This is a genomic window from Rhodococcus sp. LB1, from assembly GCF_001583455.1.
GTDB lineage: Bacteria > Actinomycetota > Actinomycetes > Mycobacteriales > Mycobacteriaceae > Rhodococcus_F > Rhodococcus_F opacus.
Genome location: NZ_LTCZ01000416.1, coordinates 22,939 through 43,153 on the forward strand (window position 1 = coordinate 22,939; position 20,215 = coordinate 43,153).

Here is a 20,215-nt window from a genome sequence, read left to right on the forward strand (position 1 = left end):
TCGTTGTCAGATTCCGCCGGTGCGGCCGAACGTGACTGGCAGTTCGATTCCGGTAATGAATTTGCTTTGGTCGCTGAGGAGGAATGACACGGCATTGGAGACATCGTTGGGTTGAATGAACGGAATTCCCATAGCGTGCACCGATGCATATGCGGATTGCGCGTCTTCGAACGTTGGCTTGTCCAGGTCCGGTCTGTACAGTCCGTAGATTTCGTCGTTGAGGATCATATCTGTCCCGACATTACTGGGGGACACAGCATTTGCTGTGATCCCCAGATGTGCTTGTTCGATCGCCACCGATTTTACCAGCGAGAAGACGCCGGACTTCGCTGCCGAGTAGTGGGCGGTGTTCGGGTCGGTATGCCTGACCACGCTAGAGCAGGTTGCCACGATCCGCCCACGTTTCGCCTTCACCATGTGGGGAACAACGGCTTTGAGTGAATGCCACACGCCTGTGAGGTTGACGTCGATCATCTCGTCCCATGTGCTTTTCGGAATTGTCTGTGTGCTGCCCCCGTTCGACCAGATTCCGGCGTTCGCCACCAGGTAGTCGATTCGTCCGAAAGTGGCCACGGCCTGTTCGACCGCAGCCTCCATCGAGTTCAGTCGGCGCACGTCGGCAACTATCGGCAGTACGTCGACTCCTGCCGCCTTGATTAAGGCTGCGGTTTCTTCGAGATCGCCCCTTGTCGACAAGCTGTAGGGCACAGTGGGCAACGATTCACAGAGATCGACTAGAACGACGCTTACTCCGGAGTTTGCGAGTGACAATGCATGCGAACGACCTTGGCCGCGAGCGGCACCTGTCACGAATGCGACGCTTCCTTCGAATGTGAGTTCCATTGTGGTGGGTAGACCTTCCTTGTAACGAATCGGCAGCTTCACGGGTTGGCAGTTGCTATTCGACCTCGGCGAGATCCCGTTCGACGTGGGGTGACTTGTCCTTTCGCGCACCGGACTTCACGGAGGCCAGTGCGGCCAATCCGATGCAACTGACCACTAATACGAATAGGCCTGGCGACAAGTCGAATCCGGTGTTCGCGACAAGCCATACCGCAATGTAGGGAGCCGTACCGCCTGCCACGATGTCCCCCATGTTCCACCCTACGGCGACGCCCGTGTAACGCGTGACTGGACCAAAAAGCCTTGGAACGAGACTGAACACACCGGTCTGGACGAGAATGGTGTTGCCAAGAACAGCAAAGTAGCACAGCGCGGCAACCCACAGGCTCGCTCCCATCAGGGCCATTGCGGGAACCGTGAGTACAGCAAAGCCTACAAACCCCCACGCTGTGATGCGGACGAGGCCGATTCGGTCCGCCACATACCCGCCACCGAGCATTCCGATGCCGGTTACGGCGATGACTGCAGCGCTGACCCAGTACACGGACGACTCCGTGTATCCGACCCGGGTGATGAGATAGATGCTGATGTAGGCGAGTCCGATGTAGACCGTGCCGTTGGTTGCTACCGACAACGCCATGGTTCTGGCGATCGCGGGTCGGTCCTCGGCGAGAGCCCGGCGCAGCGTCGACCGCTTCTCGCGGCGGGCAACAGTGGTATCGAGTGTTTCTACGATGCCCTTCCGGATCCAGAGGCACATGAGGGTGATGGGAAGGCTTGTCAAGAACGGCAGGCGCCATGCCCACTCGTAGATCTGTTCGCTCGTCGCAAGTGTGTTGAGGAGGCCGACCACTGCCGCACCCACGGCGAACCCCATGATCGAACCGAAGGGTGTGAAGGCTCCGTAGAAACCGCGCTTGCGACTCGGCACCGACTCGCTGATCAGCGTGACCGACCCTGCGATCTCACCGCCCGCGGACAGTCCCTGCGCCAACCGTGCGATGACGAGCAGTAGCGTTGCACCGCTGCCCAGCGTCGAATGCGTGGGCAGCAGGCCAATCGCGAAACTGGCGATGCCCATACAGAGCACTGCTGCCAGCAGAGCAGGTCTTCTTCCGAACTTGTCACCGATGTGCCCGAAAACGACACCACCCACCGGCTTCAGCAGCCAAGCGCTCGCCAGCACCAAGAGCGTGGAGAGTAGGGCAGCTGTCTTGTTCTCGCCGGGAAAGTAGAGGTCAGCGATCACCAGGGCCATGAACCCGTAGACGCTGAAGTTGTAGAACTCGATGAAAGTACCCACCGAGCCGGCAATCGCTGCCCGCAGCGGGGCAGACCCGGGGGACCGCGAGGCCGCACGAACGTCACGTGAATCGTGTTCTGTCATGAGAATCCTTGTCCCAGAGTGAATTAACGGGAATCCGAAGAAGCCGTGCGAGTGTGGTCGTACCGGGACGAGCAGACGTGAAAGGCCTGCTGGAGCCGCACGGAAGTGGCGTACGTCACTCGGCAAAGCTATCAGGACTGGCGCACCAAAACAATGGAATGACCAAACATATGGTGGACATCTTTTGAGCGAGTACGTACTGTGACTGCTGTCACCCCCGCCGGCAGTGCCGTAAGGATTACGTGCGGCGTTCGGCCACCTCGCGATTCATGGCTCGAAAGAAGGATCTGTGCACTCGAAATCTGAGCAGGCAGAGCAACTCGATGTAGCTCGAGTGGATGCATCATCTGTATCGCATCGACCGCCCGACGCAGGTCGAAAGGAGCCGCGTATCGCCCGCCGGGCCGCAACCGGGGCGATGGTCGGGACGTTCATCGAATACTACGACTTCAGTGTGTACGGATTTCTCGCCGTGATCATTGCGCCGATATTCTTCCCGGGCTCCGATCCGGTCGCAGCGTTGCTCGCCACACTCCTGGTCTTCGCGAGCGCCTGGATCGTTCGGCCGTTCGGCGGCATCTTCTTTGGCTATATCGGGGACCGCTACGGACGCAAGCCTGCGCTGCTCATGGCTCTGATCATGATCGGCGTGGCAAGCACGTTCATGGGGTTGCTCCCCACGTATCAACAAATCGGTGCATGGGCGACTCTGCTATTGTTGTTGGCTCGACTCGCGCAAGGATTCTCCACCGGTGGCGAGGTGGCAGGAGCCATCACACTCGTGTCCGAGTCTGTACCCAAAAACAGGCGATCCTTCTACGCTTCGTTCACACCCCTTGGTTCGACCCTGGGTTTTGCTGCAGGTGCGTTGGCGGCAGGCGTGGTCGCATCTCTGACCACGGATGCCCAGATGGCCTCCTGGGGTTGGCGTTTGCCGTTCTTGCTCAGCCTGCCGCTGACTGTCTTCTGTGTCTGGGCGCGAACGCGAATCGTCGAGACACTCCCGACAAGCGTTGTGGCGGAACAGTCGGACGGAAGATTCCGGAAGAAGTTGTCGGTCGCTACCGTGTTTTCGAATCGCGCCAACATCAAGGGTCTGTCGCAGACCATATTCCTCAGTGTTGCAACGAATGCGACTGTGTACATCGGCCTGACGTATCTAGGAATTCACCTCGTGCGGCAACTGGGTTACGAGTCCGCATCTGTATACTGGGCGAGCGTCGTCTACATCACGATCGTTGCACTCTGCATGCCTCTGGGCGGTCTCTTGGGCGACAGGATCGGCGCAACGAGAGCGATTGCAATCGGTCTGCTGGGGTTCGCGGTCATTACCTACCCTGCGATGTTGCTGATGCATGTGAACTTGATCATCGCGACGCTTGCTTGCTGTGCTGTTCTGATCAATACCGTTTTCGTACAAGCAGGTGTGTACACGGTTGTTCCTCGTCTGTTTCCTCGCGAAGCCCGCTACTCCGGCGTGGCGCTCGGCTGGAATCTCGGCGCGGTAGCAGCCGGTGGCACAGCACCATATGCAGCAGTGTGGTTGGTGGACCGCACCGGGAACAGCCTATCTCCAGCCTTTCTCGTGATCGGTGCTGCTGTTATCGGGTTTGTCACGCTGCTGACGATCATGAGAAACAAATCCGACTCGGACGACCTGCATACGCCACTCGCGGCTAGAGAAGGATAGACAACGATGCTCCCTGATGTGAAAGATCGGTATTCCGAACAAGATGTGGCCGATTTCTATCGATCGGGCTATTGGACAAAAGACACGTCAACATCTATAGCTGATAAATGGGCCCATGATGCACCGAACAAAGTGTTCATGAGTGACGACACAGGTGAGATCACTTTCCTAGAATTGAAGAACAAGTCACTCGCACTGGCATCGGAGTTGGTTCGCCTTGGAGTTGTGAGGGGCGAACGTGTGCTCGTTCAGTTGCCGAACTGGCGCGAATTTGCCGTCATTGCTCAAGCAGTGTCACGGGTTGGTGCAGTGATCGTCCCGATTCTGCCGATTTATCGAGATGCAGAGGTCGAGTACATCTGTGGGCACTCCGGTGCACGGGTCGCATTCTGCCCCAACTCGTTCAAGCAGTTCGACCACGTTGCAATGTTCGAACGGATTCGGGTATCGACACCATCGCTCGTTCACGTCGTACCGGTCCGTGGTTCGGAAGGAGGATATCGCGGGGGACCTACGTACGAGTCGATCCAGGCAGCGCCGGCAGGAAACGAACTCGCTGTCGCAGCGGGCAACGCGGACGATGGCCACGTGATCATCTATACGTCGGGTACGGAGTCCAAGCCTAAGGGCTGTTTTCACACCTACAACACCGTCGCATTCAGCGTCCGTGCGTCATTGAATGCTCATCGATGGACGGACTCCGACGTAGCCTTCGGTCCATCGCCCTTGTCGCACAGCACCGGTTACATAATGAGCTACCTCACGCCGTTGCATGCAGGGGCGCGATCACACGTGATGGAGCGGTGGACTCCGGGCGCCGGAAATCGTGTCGTCGAGAAGGAGAGATGTACGATAACGACAACCGCTACCGCGTTTCTCAGAATGTCCCTCGACAGTTATCGGCACGAGCCTGTCGACATGTCCTCGATGCGAGTGTGGATTGCGGCCGGTTCCCCGATCCCTGAGCAGGTGATCAACGAAGCGCGCGAGGTGATTCCTTCGTGCGAGGTGCTGAGTCATTACGGCCGCTCGGAAAACCAGTTCACGACTACGTGCGCGGTCGGAGTGAATGCCGATCGCGTACTGAAATCCGATGGAGCTCCGCTTCCAGGGGTCGAAACCGTCATCCTGAGTGAAGACGGAAAACCGCTTCCCGTGGGCGAAACCGGCGATATCGGATACCGTGGACCTGGTCATATGTTGGCGTATTTCGGCGAGCCGGTACGAACTGCCGAATTGTTCACAGTCAATGGATTTTCGAGGTCCGGAGATCTGGGTTCGATGGACGAATTCGGCTATCTGAGAGTCTCGGGAAGGCTGAAAGATATCGTCATCAGAGGCGGAATGAACATCAGCGCCAGGGAAATCGAAGAACACATGTACCGGCACCCCGATGTCTCCGATGTTGCTATCGTGGCCATGCCGGACGAGAAGTTGGGCGAGAGAGTCTGTGCGTATGTGGTACTGGTCGAGGGCACTGAACTCACCCTCGACGGGCTGTCGACGTATCTGAAGCACGACTGTCGAGTCGCGATCCAGAAGTTACCGGAGCGACTCGAGATCGTCCGACGTCTGCCGATGACGGCGTCGGGAAAAATCAAGAAGTTCGAGCTGCGAGAAGACGTCGCCTGCAAACTGAAGCTCGAATCGAATTCGAAGTAGGGAATAGAGAATGATCACCGCCGCTGATTCCGACTACCACGACAGTGATCCAGCAGATTGGCGCTGGACGGAAACCACACCACTTATATTCTCGGTTCCGGAGCACGGAATACTTGGGAACATCTACGTTGCGTCGCGCCCCAATCTAGGCGTCGCATTGTCGACCGTCACCATCGGTCAGGGCTTCTGCCGGAAGCCGTACGAGATCGACTTCAGCGACGCCCAGATGCATCTGCCGGCGCCCAAATCCTTCACCGACTACACCCTCGAGAACGGGTTGTCGGTCAAGGTGCTCAAAGCGCCGACCGAGTACCAGTTCACGTACGAATACAAGCTCGGCGGTACGAGCTTCGATCTTCACTTCGAGGGACTTCACGATCCGTTCGACGCCAACGATCCAGACCAGAATCCGATGCTGAATCGAGCGGCCGGCGCGATGAAGGACCCCCGTTTCGGAGACGAGTGGGGTAATTCCGGCGAGGATCAGGTGAAAAAAGGCCACTACGAGATCATGGGCCACATCACCGGTGAGCTCACCTTGCGGGGGAAGTCGTACGAGGTGGATTGCTACGACGTGATGGACCACAGCTTCGGCACGCGGACCGAAACCAGCAAGCGTGCAGTGTCTTTCATTTCTGCAGTATTCGGTGAGGATTATGGAATTCATGTGGCAGTCCCGATGGAAGTGCGGCGCGACGACACCGATTACGAAGGATTCAGGTTCGGCTACGTGATGGAGGACGGTGAGTTGTTCGGCGTGGTCGATGCTCGTGTCGAGTCGTCGTCCGGAACCGATATGTTGCCGATGAATTCGCACATCGTCGCCGAGGACGTTCGCGGCAAGAGGCATGAGCTGTACGGGGCCGCGACTGCAGGTCACCCGTGGTACAACTTGAACCCGTCGCATGTGTGCTTCCAATCCCTCATGCGCTGGCATCTCGGGGACCGTATCGGCTATGGCGAAATGTGCAACATCTTCGGTTTGGAGTTTCTCGCTGCGAGGAAGTCCAGGCATGGAGAACTGCGGTGATGAGCATCGACAGTTCCCCGACAATCGAACCAGGCGACTTCGATCATCTGGATCGGCCCAGCCGGCAGTTCATAGACAAGATGACGGCAACCTACCGAACCGAAATCGAAACCAACGATCTTCTTGTTCGGAAACTCGAACGGCGGCGAGGTCCTGCCTTCGTACGGTCGACGAAAGGAGAGCTTTCCGAGTGCCTTCGGCTGTTCCTCATCAACCGCGGGCTCGACGACTTCGAAATCCGGGACTCGAAATGGTTTGTCGGGGGAGCGTCCAAAATCCAGCTCGGTTTCACCCTCGAGTCGAAGACGGAGTCCGGTCGGCAGGTCCGACGAATGGTGTTGCGTATGGATCCTTCGGAGTCGCTGAATGCGACGAGTCGAGTGCGCGAGTTCGATATGCTTCGCGCGTTCGAACATCATCTGCCGGTGCCGCGGGTCTACTGGGTCGACGCAGAAGGTGACTTTTTTCCCGAGCCAGCGCTCGTGTACGAGTATGTCGCAGGGGTCACGAAGCCGGCTGATGTCGAGAATGTGGGGATATCCGGCGTCGGTACCAACTTCGGCGCGCGATTGAGAAAAATCTTGGCCGATCAGTTCGTAAAGCATCTTGCTGTAGTGCACACTTTCCAGCCGGATCTTTCGACATTTGCACGTCTCGATACTCCCTCTGTCGGTACCACCGAGAGCGCTCAGTGGCAGGTGAACAGAGCGCTGCGCGTATGGGACGAGGACCGCGGGGAGGATCTCCCTTTGATGGAGGTGGCAGCGAGCTGGCTTCTGGCGAACTTGCCCGTGCTGGACGTGGTCAGCGTCGTACATGGCGACTTTCGAAGTGGGAACTTCCTGTTCGACGACGAATCTGGTGACATTCGAGCTTGGCTGGATTGGGAGCGTTCGCATCTCGGTGATCGTCATCGTGATCTCGCATGGACCACTCAGAGGTTGTTTGGTCACTACCTCGGTGACGAGTACCTGGTTTGTGGGTTGATGTCCGAGTCCGAGTTCTATTCGAGATACAGCGATCTCTCTGGGATGACGGTCGATCGAGAGAGACTGCATTTCTACAAGGTGCTCAATTGCTTCCAGTTGGTCGTGTCGACCGTCGCTACCGCGTACCGGGTGACAAGGCTCGGTAAGTCGCACCAGGACGTACTTCTGGCGCGTGTACGGGGGGAAGCGCCGGTTCTGTTGGAAGAGCTGCGTGGGCTGTTAAGAGAGGTCGCGTCATGATTGACGATGTCACCGCGCTGATACATGCGACGCGCACGTCATTGAACACCGTTGTGATGTCGGCTGTCGACAAGAGCGATCCGATGGCGGTGGAGCAGATTCAGTTGGCCGTCGCGAACTTGGACTTCGTGTGTTCGCGTCTTGACACTAATCACGCAAGGGTTCGTTTCACGCTGGCCGAAACCGAAAAAATGAGCGCGGCGGTGGCAGAGCGGTTGTCGAAACACGGCGCTGACCAGTATGGGCTACCGGAACTGTGCCGCGTTGCGCTGACCGAGCTGCAACGAGCTGACTCGTCGGTCCAGGCCATGCGCGCTGCCAACGCAGAACTGACTGCACGCCTGCGAGTCCTGATTCGCGACTATCGCGAGCGCGATGACCAGATTGCATCCGATATCAGAGACGTTGTGGTCGACCGTTCGGAGAGCTTGGTTCGGTCTGAGCGGGCGTGGTTTGCCCCATTCGGGTTCGATCCGGGAGCAGAATTACTCCCATCACCGGAGGAGATTTATGGGCAGGTGAAAGCTCAGTAGGCAGCGATCGTAAGTTGTAGATCGAAGACCGGTCTGGTGAAGGATACAGGTAGTGATCGATTCTCGGTACGATCCGTTCGGCACCGCCCATGTGCTGAAGCCGAAGCCGACATACAGGGAGATTGCGCGGAACATGAAGGATGGTGATGTCGGTTCGAGACGCCGTAGCAGTCTGCCTGAACTTCACGTCGGTAAAGCCTCGGACATCCTGGCGGACGCCATCCGTGAGCGGATACTCGAGGGGGACTACCGCGACGGCGAGGTACTACCGACGGAACGCGAGATGTGCGTTCAGACCAAGCTCGGTCGGCGTGCAGTTCGTGATGCGCTGCTCAGTCTTGAGCTACAGGGGTTGATTCGAACGGATGACGACAGGGCCGGTGGGCCGGTGGTTCAGCGCCCCACCCTGCACACGATCATCGACAACGTGGAAATCACAGTGCGGGGTAGCCGAATACCGTGGCATTCGATCCTCGAGACGCGTGAGGTCATCGAACCGTTCTGTGCTCGTCTTGCGGCAGTCAATCGGACAGATGAAGATCTAAGCGAGCTCGACAAAATCAACTCAGTACTCGAGAATTCATCCTCCGATCTCGACGCGTTCCTTCGGTCGAATTTTGACTGGCACGTGTCCGTCTCGCGTGCAGGAGGCAATCAGCTGTGTATCGCGATCATGACCGCATTGTCGCGGATAATCTATACCTCCAGTCGGCACGATGGACGCGTCAACGAGGTCGTAATGTCCGCGACGGTGAATCGGCACAGAGCGGTGACTGACGCAATTCGGCAGAGAGATGCCGTTCTCGCCGCCGAATGCATGACCGACCACATTCATGAATTTGCTCTTGACGACGCATACTACCCAATCTGCTGAGTTGTGTGAGGGACCCCCTCATCCGTTCTGATGCTGTTGGGCCGGTGACGGCCAACCGATGAGCGACTCTGTTACCCGAACGGCGCGCCGATCTTTACTTGATCGTGCTGTGGGCGAAACGTGATCAGGCGACATTCGAAGGAGAAAATGAATGATAACCAGTCCTGCTCTGTGCGCCTGGCGGACGGAATCGCTGATATCACACTTTGTCAGCCCGACAGGGGCAATCCATTCGATCTGACGTTCAATACGGACATCAGCTCGATCGCCGCCGAGATTCACGAGAACCCAGACTTGCGCTGTGTTGCGCTGGATGCGCAGGGCAAGTACTTGCACACCGTGGCGATCCCGTCGCGAAGGCCATGAGCTGTGGGAATCATGGCCTTCGGCGCCATGCGGTGGGCGGTGGTCCGCGTCAGCGGTGCCCGCTATGGGGCGGAGGTATCCCGGCGGCACCTGCCCTGACGAATTCGCCGACCCCCTGACCTGGCCCGAACCCGACAGCACCACCGATACCGACACCGACCGCTGCGGAACAGCCGTCACTGCGGTGTGGTATCGGTTGCACCCGAAGATCACTCACCTCGGGTCGGCGCCGTCAACGCGGGTCGTTATGCGGCTTCGCCCAGAAACTGTCGACCTGTTCGGCTGGGCCAGACCCGACCGTGTCGTCATCCGAACCGACCGGATGGGGACCGCGGAGCTGGACGGCTTGGAGCTCGGCGACCCGCGGGTGATCACCCATCGCAGTGACCCGTCGATCGAGCGGCGCGGATACCATTGGACCCGCGCGGTCGGGACCTGCCGCTGGTGGGCCGGTTCCCGGTGCGGCCGCCCGACCAGCTCGCCAGCCTGAAACCCGCCCACGAGCCTGCGGCGAGCGCGCCCGTCCGCGCCTTCCGCGACGGCGTGCTCACGCCCACCGGCCTCGCCGACGACGCAGATGGGCTGGAGGTCGCCGACACGTTGAGCGTGTTCGTCGACGGCGTCCGGTTGGTGGGCCCAGCCGACGTCCGCGCCGCCGGTGAACCGCTGGCATTCACTCCGGTGGAGCACTACCGGGGCTGCGCCCCAGCCCGACGAGTCGTGTGGTGGCGGCTGCGCTCCGGGGGCTCCGGCCGGTCGGGGTGATGACCCTCATCGCGCACATCGCCGGTGGCTTCGAGACCGCCACCGGTGCCGTCACTGGATCACGGCCTACACCGCTCCGGAGGTGCTCGGCGGTGAACCGCCGAGCCCGGTCGCCGACATCTACGGCCTCGGCGCGACCCCTGTTCAGTGCCCTCACCGGCCACGCCGCGTTCGAGCGCCGCAGCGGTGAGCAGGTCGTCGCCCAGTTCCTGCGGATCACCACACAGGAGGTGCCCGACCTACGGGAGCACGGTATCCCCGGCGACGTGTCCGGCACAATCGCACGGGCGATGTGCCGAACCCCGGATCAGCGCCCGGCCACCGCCGCCGACCCTCGGCGAGGAACTCCGAAGGCTTGCAACGCAACCAAGACTTCCCAGTCGATGACATGGCCCTCCGCCTACCCGATGCACTGGGAATGGCCCTACGTTCTCAAGAAATTCGACTCACGCGAACTCGGCTCATCACGAGCCCCATTGGAGAGCGGACAACGAAGGGGGAGAACATAATGACCAGCAACCCACGCCGCGTGGCGGACGACGGTCACTGACTCCCTCTGAACTGGGCGTGACGGGACGTCTCCCGCTCGAGCTAACCAGTTTCGTTGGCCGCCGACACGAGCTCACCGAGGCGCAGAACTTGCTTGCAGGGTCCCAGCTCGTGACCTTGACGGGAATCGGTGGTGTCGGCAAGACGCGGCTGGCGATGCGGGTTGCAGCCGCTGTGCAGCGCGAGTACGCCGACGGTGTGCTGGTCGAGCTGGGTGAACTGCGTGACGGGTCGTCGCTGGTCGACGCGGTAGCCGCCGCCGTGGGGGTACGGGACCACTCGGCGAGGCCGTTGCGTGAGATTCTCGCGGAGCACCTGGCTGCGCAGGGACTGCTGCTGGTGCTCGACAACTGTGAGCACGTAGTTCAAGCGGTCGCGGAACTCACCGTGCCCTTGTTGCGGGTCTGTCCGCGGTTGCGGATTCTAGCCACCAGCCGCGAGCCCCTCGATATCGGCGGGGAGGTGGTCCTGCGGGTCCCACCGCTGCCCGTGCCTGATCCCGAGGGGAAGCTGTCGGTGCGGGCGTTACCCCAATACGATGCGGTGACCTTGTTCGCCGAACGCGGTGCCGCCGCCGTTCCCGGATTCGAGCTCACCGAGGAGAACGCTGAGACGGTGGCGGGGATTTGCCACCGGCTCGACGGGTTGCCGTTGCCGATCGAATTGGCCGCCGCCCGGTTGCGGGCGATGTCGCCCGCGCAGATCCTCAGGCGGCGACCGACCGCTTCACCCTGCTGACCTGCGGCAGCCGGGAGCGCCGACTCGGCAACAGACTCTGCGGTTGTGTATCGACTGGAGCTTCGAATTATGCACCGCCCGTGAACAACTGGCTTGGGGATGGTTGGCGGTCTTCGCGGGGAATTTCAAACTCGATGCTGCGGAGCGGGTGTGCGGAGCCGATCTGGAGCAGGACGAGCTGCTCGACACCTTGACCTCTCTGGTGGAGAAGTCGACCCTGATCCGGGAGGAATCCGGGCCGGTTGTGCGTTTCCGCCTGCTCGCGACGCTCCGCGAATACGGCTACGAGAAGCTCGAACAGACCGGCGAGGACGTTATATTGCGTCGCCGCCACCGGGACTGGTACGAGGCGTTGGCGCTCGAATCGGAAGCCGAGTGGATCAGCGCACGCCAGCTCGAGTGGATCAGCCTCCTAAATCGGGAACAACCGAATCTCCGGGAGGTCCTCGAATTCAGCGTGGACGACGATCCCTCTGCCGGCCTTCGCACCGCCGCCGCACTGTTCTGGTTCTGGGCTTCCCAGGGCCAGTACATGCGTCAGGGCGATTTCAAAGAAGGCATCGCCGCCTACAACGAGGGGCGACCGCCGCGGTTCGGTGACCCCGCAATCGACGAAAAGGTCTCTGCCTCAGGTGTTTCGTGACTGAACATCTTCCCACGTCTGGTAGGTCGTGAATTCGCGTTCCGCCAACCGCGGCACGGCGTCGTTCGCGCCGAAGGTCTTCGCGTGAGCGGACTCGACATGGCGGCGGAACGCGTCCTCGTTCACGTACTGCTCGTAGAAGAAGAAACTGTGGTCGTCGTGAGGGTCGCGGTGGGCTTGATACAGGATTACCCCCTCCTCGGCGCGAGTCGGCGGAATCAGCTTGTCGATCGCAGCGGCGACAGCAGAGGCCTCACCAGGCTTGGCAGTCCACTTCACGGTGACGACGTAGGGCATATTGGTCTGTTCCCTTCTTGCTGCACGGGTGCGCGGTCAACTCTTGGCATCGACGACGACGGACACCGAGCTCGGTCGTTCGTCGACGAAATACAACGCGACCATTGCCACGACAGGCCCGGCGGCCAGCGTCGCGAACGCCGCCAGAAACGACTTGCCCGATGCTGCGAACACGGCGCCGACCGTGATGGGGACGAGCACGCTGCCGATGTTCCAGAATGCGTTGGTGACGCCCGCTGACGAGCCGACGACGTGGCTGGAGACGAGTCGCGGGATCAGTGCCACGAGCAGGGGCAGGTAGCAGTACGCGGACAGCCCGAGGAAGGGTGCGGCGAGCAAGAATCCGATTGGTGTACTGAGCATTCCGAAGACGAGCAGTGTGATGGCGAAGCATCCGAGGACGATCATGGCGGGAACCCGCCGGGCCCCGTTGAAACGGTCGGAGATGATGCCGATGAGGGGTTTGCCGAACACCCCGAGCGCGGCGAAGAGTGCCACGATGAACCCCGCGGTCGAGGGAGTCACCGAGTGGCCCTTGATCATCAGGGTGTTCGACCAGGTGATGAACCCGTAGGTTCCCCAGCATCCGCCGAAGCCTGCGACTGCGACGAGCATGAGATTGCGGTTGCGCAGGATCGTCATAATCACCGCGCCGGTGGACCCGGAATCGGTTGCTGCGGCCCGTACGTCCACGGGGCCGGATCGGAGCAGGAACCAGCACACCGCACCGGCAACGACGGAGAGGGCGCCGAAGAGGTGGTAGGAGGTTGTCCAGGCGAAGTGTTCGATCAGCATGGGAACGGTGGAATTCGCTACTACGACGCCGATCGACGTCGCGGACAGGAAGATGCCCATGGCCTTACCGAGCTCGTCGGGACGGAACCAGCTGGTGATGAGTTTGACGCCGGCCGCGTAATCGGCGCCGGCGAAGAGTCCGACCACCGCCTGTACCGCGATGCCGACGGTTGCCGAGGATGTCGACCCGAAAATCATCATGAAGATTCCGGCGCCGACCAGGGACATGGTGACGATCGTGCGCCCACCCAGCCGGTCACTCAGAAAGCCGTTGCCGGCATTCGATAGGACATACCCGACGTAGTACGCCGTTGCGAAAGATCCGAGGCTCGCCAACGGCACTCCGAGGTCCTCGCCGACGAACACCGAGGCGGGCCCCCACGTCGAGCGGTCGACCGACGTCAGGACCAGGGCCAGCCAGCACAGACTGAGGACGACCCACCGATACCGCGAGATCGCTGTTGAGGCGCCGGTCAGTCGTTCAGTCATGTCGAGGGAGGTATCGCTTTTCACGGCGCTGGTCCTTTCGGGACTGTCGAACCGGACCCGGCTCGGGTACGGGAATCGACGATGCTGCGGGTCAGCGGATGCCGGCGACGTGCAGGGCGGTGACCGGACTCCGCTAGTTGTGTGAGTCACAGTAGGCCTGCAGAGTGAAATGGTCAACAATGAACTTGCGATGCGCAAAGAATTCGTAGCATGTCGGCGTTCGGCTGCGACACGGTGTCAGATGGTGACTGACAGCCGCCATGTCGTCGGGAGGCCGAACGGTTTGTAGATTGAGATCGGTAGACGCCCACTCCTCGGTCCGTCGAGACGGGCTCGGCCCGACGAGCGTGGGATGCGTGGGAAGGTGAGATATGACCGACGTCGACAGCCAGTATCCGCAATCGCGTGCGGCGACCCTCGAGATCGCCGGAGGTACTCGCCCGTTCGGCATTGGATCGGCCAGTGCGAGGTCCGCTCTCCTCACCATCCTCGGTGAGTTCGTCCGTCCACGAGGGCAAGCGGTCTGGACCTCGACGTTACTGCGGGCGCTTGCGGAAATCGGCGTGGAGCAGAAGGCTGCGCGACAGGCGATCTCCCGGATGGCGCAGGAGGGTCTCCTCGTGTCCGAGCGCTCGGGCCGGCGGGTGCGATGGTCCCTGACCGAGGCGGGCGCCACACTGCTTCGCGATGGCGCCGACAGAATCTACGGGTTTCTCCGTGCGGACCGGGAATGGGACGAGCGCTGGCTGGTCGTCACGGTGGCCGTTCCGGAGGCTCAGCGCAGTCTGCGGCATCGCCTGCGGACGCAACTCACGTGGCTCGGAATGGGATCGCCGTCGCCAGGCCTCTGGGTAATTCCCGACGCGGGCAAGGAAGGCGCTGTCCTGGCGGTCCTCGACGAACTAGGCCTGCGGGCCAAGGCATTTGCCTGGATCGGCACGTGGGTGCCGGTCGATGATGTCCGGACCCTCATTTCCGCGGCATGGGATCTCGACGAGCTGGCGGACAAGTATCGGCACTTCACCGCTTGGACCACGGAGATGACACCGCTGACGTCGGCCGAGGCCTTCGTCGCCCAAGTCGAGCTCGTGCACGAGTGGCGCCGCTTCCCATTTCTGGATCCCGACCTGCCTGCCTCACTCCTGCCCTCCGACTGGCCTGCGGTGCGCGCGGTGGACGCATTCGACGCGAGCCACAAGCGCTGGCACGACACCGCGCAGGCCCAGTGGGACGTGTGGGCTGAGCAGGAAGGCGGCTGATTCGCGCGCTCCCCGAGAGTGACGGTCGATACCCGGAAAAGTCTACAAATGATTTGACTATCGCTATGAATGTGTTGACTATTGAGGTGCGCCCTGCAGAGCGCGTCGTGTGGCGGGTCAATCCGTCGAGTCTCAGCTTCTGAAAGGAGCCGGAAGTGGCACCGTTGTCCGTGAGTGCGCCTGATTTCGAGATCGGTCGTCACCGCGCTCGCCACCCGGCCGAGGTACTCACCGGTTGCCGGGTGACGGCCCGCGGCGACGACTGGGCCACGGCCGCGATGGTCCTTCCCCGCTTCGCTACCGGGCCGGACGTTCCGCTCGGCTGGTTGGGTGTGGCGGCGGACTCCGCGGCAGCCCAATCGCTTGGCAGCCTGTTTGCGCAGGGGCTCGACGTGCGCACGGTCGACCTGCGCCTCGATGCCGTCGGCCCGGTGCCCTCGCCCGGGACCGTGGTGACGGCGCGAGGCGATCTGATCTCGTCGAATCACCGAACCGGGTTGAGCCGTATCCGGATTCACGGACCCGACGACGCCGATATCGCCGTGGGAACCGCACGCTTCATCGTCGTTACCGGATCGCCACCCTCGACGCCCTCGACCCTGACAATGACGAGCTCGGAATCCACTACCGGTGGTGTCCCGCTGCTACCGTCCCTCGACGAGATCTTCGGCATCACAGACGCCGCCCGGCTCGAACATTCCTCGGTGCTGACCGCCGAACTCGACCCGGCGCTGTGCAACAGGCACGGAGTGGTGCACGGTGGACTGCACGTCAGCTTGATCGACCACGCGATGCGCGCGCTGGTCGGACATTCGGGACCCCATGGAGATCCGGGGGCTCCGGAGCTGCTCGACCTCACGCTGGCATACCAGCGTCCCCTGGCGCCGAGAGTCGACGGCACGGTTCTGCTGTGTGCCACGGTCGAACGCCGGGGCCGACGGATCACCACAGTGCACGCCACGCTGCAGACCTCGACGGGCCGGGTCCTGACCTCGGCGCAAGGCACCTTCTTGTCCGCTGCGGAGGATCGGCCATGACCCAGGACACCGATACGCAGTTTTCGCCACGATCGGCGACGATGTCCACTCTGGTGGAATGGTCCGACACCGATGCGGCAGGGCATCACCACAATTCATCGATCCTGCGGTGGGTGGAAGCATGTGAGGTGCGCTTGTACCGCCAGTTGGGTCTGCTGGAGCATTTTCCGAGCATGCCCAGAGTCCAGCAAGTGGTGAACTACACGTCGAAGCTCTGGTTCGGCCAGGAGGTCACCACGACGGTCCGCATACAGGCGGTCGGGCGGACCTCGATCACCTTCGAATTCGACGTCTACGGAGAAGAATTCGAAGGCGTGGCCCGAGTCCGGGCCGCGCACGGCGCGTTCACCTCCGTGCATGTTCTCCCCGCCGAAACCCGTGCGACGCCCTGGCCGGACGACATTCTCGAGCTGGTGGCCCCACATCGGGTCTCGCCGGCCGCCGTGTGACCAACGCGGGCCGAAGCTGAGGAAACACGCACTAGACTGCACGTGTATCGGTCGGAGAGGTGTTGCGATCATGCCGGACAGCGGTGGAGACTCGGTGATCGGACGTGTGGTGCGTTTGCTCAGTGCATTCGACCGCAATTTGCGCTCACTTCCGCTCACGACGCTCGCCAATCGTGCCGACCTTCCCCTCACGACGACGCACCGGTTGGTAAACGAGCTGGTCAAACACGGTCTACTCGAACGCGCTCCCAGCAAGGAGATCAGCATCGGGTTGCGTCTGTGGGAAATTTCCGCGCGCGGCTCGCACACGATGACGTTGCGTGAGGCGGCGCTGCCGTTCATGGAGGACCTTCAGACGATCCTGCGCCAGCACGTCAGTCTGGCGGTCTTGGACGCCGGATCGGTGCTCTTTCTCGAACGCCTGGCGAGTCCCGACTCGACACTCGATGCCGGCCGGATGGCCGAACGATACCCCTTGCACGGATGCTCGACCGGGCTTGTATTGCTCGCCTTTTCGTCACCGGACTACCAGGGCAAGGTTCTGTCCGGGCCACTGGACAAGCTCACCGACCGCACCGTCACCGACCCGGTCCTACTCCGTCGAATCCTGGCCGAGGTGCGCCAGCAACGCTTCTCCTACGCGGCAGGTTTCGGAATCGAGCGGTGGTCCGGACTCGCCGTGCCCATCATCGGCGAGCACGGAGCGGTGATCGCGGCGCTGAACGTGGCCTACCCACGGGGCGAGGAGAACGTGTTGACGGCAATCCCCGCCATGCAGACTGTCGCCACCAGTATCGCGCGCGCCGTCGCCGGCACCCCGGTCGCACGCGACGGTAACCGCAGCTCATAACACTTTCTTGTACTAATTCTTCCGCCTAGCGGAAGTGCTATTTGTGGCGTGCTTCACTCCTGGGAGTCTTGATGCAGCAGAGCACAGACGTCGGAGCGAGAACAGGATCCACTCCCTCCCCGCCGGCCAACTCCGTCGAGTGCTCACACCCAGACCGGACGCCGAGCGCTATCGATCCGGTGCCCCGTGTCCACCGCCAGCCTCCACGAAAGGACGCCGATGTCTACCGCCACCGAGTCCACCGCGATCTTGCCTCCCTACTCTCACGAGTTGGAGTGGCCGACAGATCTTCCCGCGTTCAAGGTGATCGATGAGGACGGCAGTCAAGGTGTGCCGTATGCGCACTACGCGTGGATGCGTGAGCATGCCCCGGTGCTCCGCGCACAGACCCCCGGCGAGGACGTCTGGTTCGTCAGCCGGTACCAGGACGTGCGCAAAGCTCTGCGCGCACCCAAGGTCTTCTCCTCCCAGGTGACCGAACCGGTGCCGCTGACGTTCCTGACCCTGTTCGATGCGCCTAGCCACACCCGCCTCCGACAGGTGGTCGCCCGCGCCTTCACCCCGAAATCGGTGGCCATGGTCGAAGACCGCGTCCGCGAGAATGCCGCCCGGTATCTCGACGAGATGATCGCGGCCGGCGGCGGCGAGGTGGCGACCTCCTACTCGGTGCCGCTGAGCATGTCGACCATCAGTGCCATCCTCGACGTTCCGGCCGCGGATATCGACAAGATGAAGTTCTGGTCGGACGAGATGTTCACGTACTTCGCACGCGTCGCGCGGAATGCGCCGGGATCGGGCGAGGACGAGAAGAACACCATGGAATTCTTCGACTATCTCCAGGAGAACCTCGAGCGCCTCTACCGCGAGGACAGCGAGGCCGTCGGCGGTCACATCGCGCGGATGTGGAAGGAAGGACTGCTCTCCGATAAGGAGGCCCGCGAGCTGTGCGGGTTCATGTTCGTCGCCGGCCACGACACCACCACACTGTTGATGACGATGGCCTTCCAGGAATTCGCACACCATCCGGACCTCCTGGGGCGGATCCGCACCAACCCGGACGAGGCCGAGAAGTTCGTCGAGGAACTCGCCCGTTTCCGCGGTTCGGTTCACCGCACCGTGCGACGCACCAAGGACGACGTCGAGATCGCCGGAACCGTCATTCCCAAGGGTGCGGTCGTCCGGCTGCTCATCGCGTCGGCCAACCGTGACGCGACGAAGTACCCCGACGCACACGAGTTCGATATGGACCGGGACACCGAAGGGCACTTCGGATTCGGATACGGCATCCACAGCTGCATCGGTTCGCCCCTCGCGCGCCTCGAGTTGCGGGTGACGACCAAACTCCTGTCGGCTCGGCTCGAGTCGATAGCGATCGATCCCCACCACGCAATCGAGTACATGCACGGCAACAATCTCACCGTCGGACCCGAGCGCATGCACGTCCTGCTGCGTGCCGTGGGTGCCTGACCGGACCGCACGAAAGGCAGCACAATGTCTACACCCATCGTTGTCGTCGGCGCCGGGCACGCCGGAGTCCACACCACCTCGCGCCTGGTCGAACTCGGATACCGTGGTGAGCTGATCCTGATCGACGAGGAAGACGGGCTCCCCTACGAGCGGCCGCCTCTCTCGAAGGACGTGCTCGCCAGTGCGGAATCACATGAACCGCCCGCGCTCCGGAAGCAGGACTACTACGAGAACAAGGGAATCCGACGAATCGCGGGGTCCGCGGTGACCGCTGTCGATCGATCCGCCCGGCGAGTCTGCCTGGCCGACGGCTCCGCGATTCCCTACCACCGTCTCATCCTCGCCACCGGGTCACGGGCACGGACACTCGACGTTCCAGGCGCGGCACTGCCCGGCGTGCAGGTCTTGAAGACCCGCGCGGACGGCCACAACCTGAAGGCGATGCTGCGCCCCGGCGTGCGGTTCGTGATCGTCGGTGCCGGGTACATCGGGATGGAAGTCGCAGCGGCGACGGTGAAATCCGGCTGCACCGCAACCGTACTCGAATACCAGAATCGATCGATGAGCCGCGTCACCTCGGAAGAGGTGAGTCGCTACTTCGAGGACCTCCATGTTGCGGAGGGAGTACGGTTCGCCTTCGGTAGCTCCCTCGAACGGATCGAGGGGTCGGACCGGGTCGAAAGCATCGTCACCAGCGCCGGAGAGATGATCCCCGCAGACGTCGTCGTGGTGGGAATCGGCGTGCTACCCAACCAGGAACTCGCCGAGGTGGCCGGACTCGCCTGTTCCGACGGAATCGTCGTCGACGAGCACGCCCGCACCTCCGATCCCGAGATTTACGCCGTCGGCGACGTCACCCGTTTCACCTGTCCCCGGGAAGGTGTCATCATTCGCCTCGAATGCGTTCAGAATGCAATGGCGCAGGCAGACAGCGCCGCTCGCCACATACTGGGCCTCGACGCCGCGGTCGCGGAGGTGCCGTGGTTCTGGACCGTCCAGCACGGTGCCCGACTGCAAACCGCCGGGGTGCGGTCGCCGGAAGACCAGATAGTTCGGCGCGGCGATCCTGCCGACGGCAAGTTCGCGGTTCTCTACCTGCGCGACGGTCGCCTGGCCGCACTGGACTCGATCAACGCGCTCGACTTCGCCGCGGGGAAGAAGCTCATCGCCGCCGGCGCCCGGCTCGATCCCGTACTCGCGGCAGACCGAGCGGTGAAGCTGGCGACCACCCGAACTGACGCTCTCGCTACATCACGTTAGGAA

At 61.7% G+C, this 20,215-nt stretch carries 18 protein-coding genes and 1 pseudogene; 15 read left to right on the top strand and 4 right to left on the bottom strand.

The window, feature by feature from the left end:
* Positions 1–6: 6 nt before the first annotated feature.
* Together AZG88_RS42275 and AZG88_RS42280 are read right to left on the bottom strand one after the other, a co-directional pair.
* A complete protein-coding gene (locus AZG88_RS42275) occupies positions 7–885 on the bottom strand; it encodes a mycofactocin-coupled SDR family oxidoreductase (RefSeq protein WP_231914393.1) in 879 nt (292 codons plus the stop codon).
* Between the two features lie 13 nt (positions 886–898).
* On the bottom strand, positions 899–2,230 hold the full coding sequence (locus AZG88_RS42280) for an MFS transporter (protein WP_061701083.1): 1,332 nt from the start codon (positions 2,228–2,230) through the stop codon (positions 899–901).
* A gap of 289 nt (positions 2,231–2,519) precedes the next feature.
* Between AZG88_RS42280 and AZG88_RS42285 the strand changes: the two genes are divergently transcribed.
* The 9 genes and pseudogenes from AZG88_RS42285 to AZG88_RS42335 form a co-directional block, all read left to right on the top strand.
* Positions 2,520–3,920, top strand: coding sequence for an MFS transporter (locus AZG88_RS42285; RefSeq protein WP_156517748.1), 1,401 nt, complete (start codon positions 2,520–2,522; stop codon positions 3,918–3,920).
* A 6-nt stretch (positions 3,921–3,926) separates the two neighbouring features.
* The gene (locus AZG88_RS42290) at positions 3,927–5,582 is read left to right on the top strand and encodes an AMP-binding protein (protein ID WP_063886956.1); all 1,656 of its coding nucleotides are present in this window, start codon (positions 3,927–3,929) and stop codon (positions 5,580–5,582) included.
* 10 nt (positions 5,583–5,592) lie between these two features.
* Positions 5,593–6,612, top strand: coding sequence for a DUF7064 domain-containing protein (locus tag AZG88_RS42295; RefSeq protein WP_061701086.1), 1,020 nt, complete (start codon positions 5,593–5,595; stop codon positions 6,610–6,612).
* Positions 6,612–7,841 carry a phosphotransferase family protein gene (locus tag AZG88_RS42300; protein WP_061701087.1) on the top strand — a complete coding sequence of 410 codons (1,230 nt, stop codon included), beginning with the start codon at positions 6,612–6,614 and terminating at the stop codon, positions 7,839–7,841. The genes AZG88_RS42295 and AZG88_RS42300 overlap by 1 nt, the downstream gene beginning before the upstream one ends.
* On the top strand, positions 7,838–8,374 hold the full coding sequence (locus AZG88_RS42305; RefSeq protein WP_061701088.1) for a hypothetical protein: 537 nt from the start codon (positions 7,838–7,840) through the stop codon (positions 8,372–8,374). Before AZG88_RS42300 ends, AZG88_RS42305 begins: the two co-directional genes overlap by 4 nt.
* A 52-nt stretch (positions 8,375–8,426) precedes the next feature.
* Positions 8,427–9,248 carry a FadR/GntR family transcriptional regulator gene (locus tag AZG88_RS42310; RefSeq protein ID WP_082833623.1) on the top strand — a complete coding sequence of 274 codons (822 nt, stop codon included), beginning with the start codon at positions 8,427–8,429 and terminating at the stop codon, positions 9,246–9,248.
* A 147-nt stretch (positions 9,249–9,395) separates the two neighbouring features.
* Entirely contained in the window at positions 9,396–9,614 is a 219-nt protein-coding gene (locus AZG88_RS42315) for an enoyl-CoA hydratase/isomerase family protein (protein ID WP_061701089.1), read from the top strand.
* A 414-nt stretch (positions 9,615–10,028) separates the two neighbouring features.
* Positions 10,029–10,379 carry a hypothetical protein gene (locus AZG88_RS42325; RefSeq protein ID WP_156517749.1) on the top strand — a complete coding sequence of 117 codons (351 nt, stop codon included), beginning with the start codon at positions 10,029–10,031 and terminating at the stop codon, positions 10,377–10,379.
* Between the two features lie 8 nt (positions 10,380–10,387).
* Positions 10,388–12,198: pseudogene (locus tag AZG88_RS42335) on the top strand (AAA family ATPase); the annotation flags it as partial.
* A gap of 96 nt (positions 12,199–12,294) precedes the next feature.
* Here the strand turns inward: AZG88_RS42335 and AZG88_RS42340 are convergent.
* Positions 12,295–12,606 (bottom strand): putative quinol monooxygenase, encoded by a 312-nt coding sequence (locus AZG88_RS42340; RefSeq protein WP_061701093.1) that lies wholly within the window; start codon positions 12,604–12,606, stop codon positions 12,295–12,297.
* 36 nt (positions 12,607–12,642) lie between these two features.
* Positions 12,643–13,890, bottom strand: a complete 1,248-nt coding sequence (locus AZG88_RS42345) for an MFS transporter (protein WP_061701094.1) — start codon at positions 13,888–13,890, stop codon at positions 12,643–12,645.
* Between the two features lie 371 nt (positions 13,891–14,261).
* Between AZG88_RS42345 and AZG88_RS42350 the strand changes: the two genes are divergently transcribed.
* The 6 genes from AZG88_RS42350 to AZG88_RS42375 all read left to right on the top strand — a co-directional run bounded on the left by AZG88_RS42350 (position 14,262) and on the right by AZG88_RS42375 (position 20,212).
* Complete coding sequence (locus AZG88_RS42350; protein ID WP_082833624.1) at positions 14,262–15,149, top strand: PaaX family transcriptional regulator; 888 nt, start codon at positions 14,262–14,264, stop codon at positions 15,147–15,149.
* Positions 15,150–15,304: 155 nt separating this feature from the next.
* A complete protein-coding gene (locus AZG88_RS42355) occupies positions 15,305–16,186 on the top strand; it encodes a PaaI family thioesterase (RefSeq protein WP_061701095.1) in 882 nt (293 codons plus the stop codon).
* On the top strand, positions 16,183–16,635 hold the full coding sequence (locus AZG88_RS42360) for an acyl-CoA thioesterase (protein WP_197488028.1): 453 nt from the start codon (positions 16,183–16,185) through the stop codon (positions 16,633–16,635). Before AZG88_RS42355 ends, AZG88_RS42360 begins: the two co-directional genes overlap by 4 nt.
* Positions 16,636–16,705: 70 nt before the next feature.
* Positions 16,706–17,485 carry an IclR family transcriptional regulator gene (locus AZG88_RS42365; RefSeq protein WP_061701096.1) on the top strand — a complete coding sequence of 260 codons (780 nt, stop codon included), beginning with the start codon at positions 16,706–16,708 and terminating at the stop codon, positions 17,483–17,485.
* 219 nt (positions 17,486–17,704) lie between these two features.
* Positions 17,705–18,952 carry a cytochrome P450 gene (locus AZG88_RS42370; RefSeq protein WP_061701097.1) on the top strand — a complete coding sequence of 416 codons (1,248 nt, stop codon included), beginning with the start codon at positions 17,705–17,707 and terminating at the stop codon, positions 18,950–18,952.
* Between the two features lie 24 nt (positions 18,953–18,976).
* Positions 18,977–20,212 carry an NAD(P)/FAD-dependent oxidoreductase gene (locus AZG88_RS42375; RefSeq protein WP_061701098.1) on the top strand — a complete coding sequence of 412 codons (1,236 nt, stop codon included), beginning with the start codon at positions 18,977–18,979 and terminating at the stop codon, positions 20,210–20,212.
* Positions 20,213–20,215 lie beyond the last annotated feature (3 nt).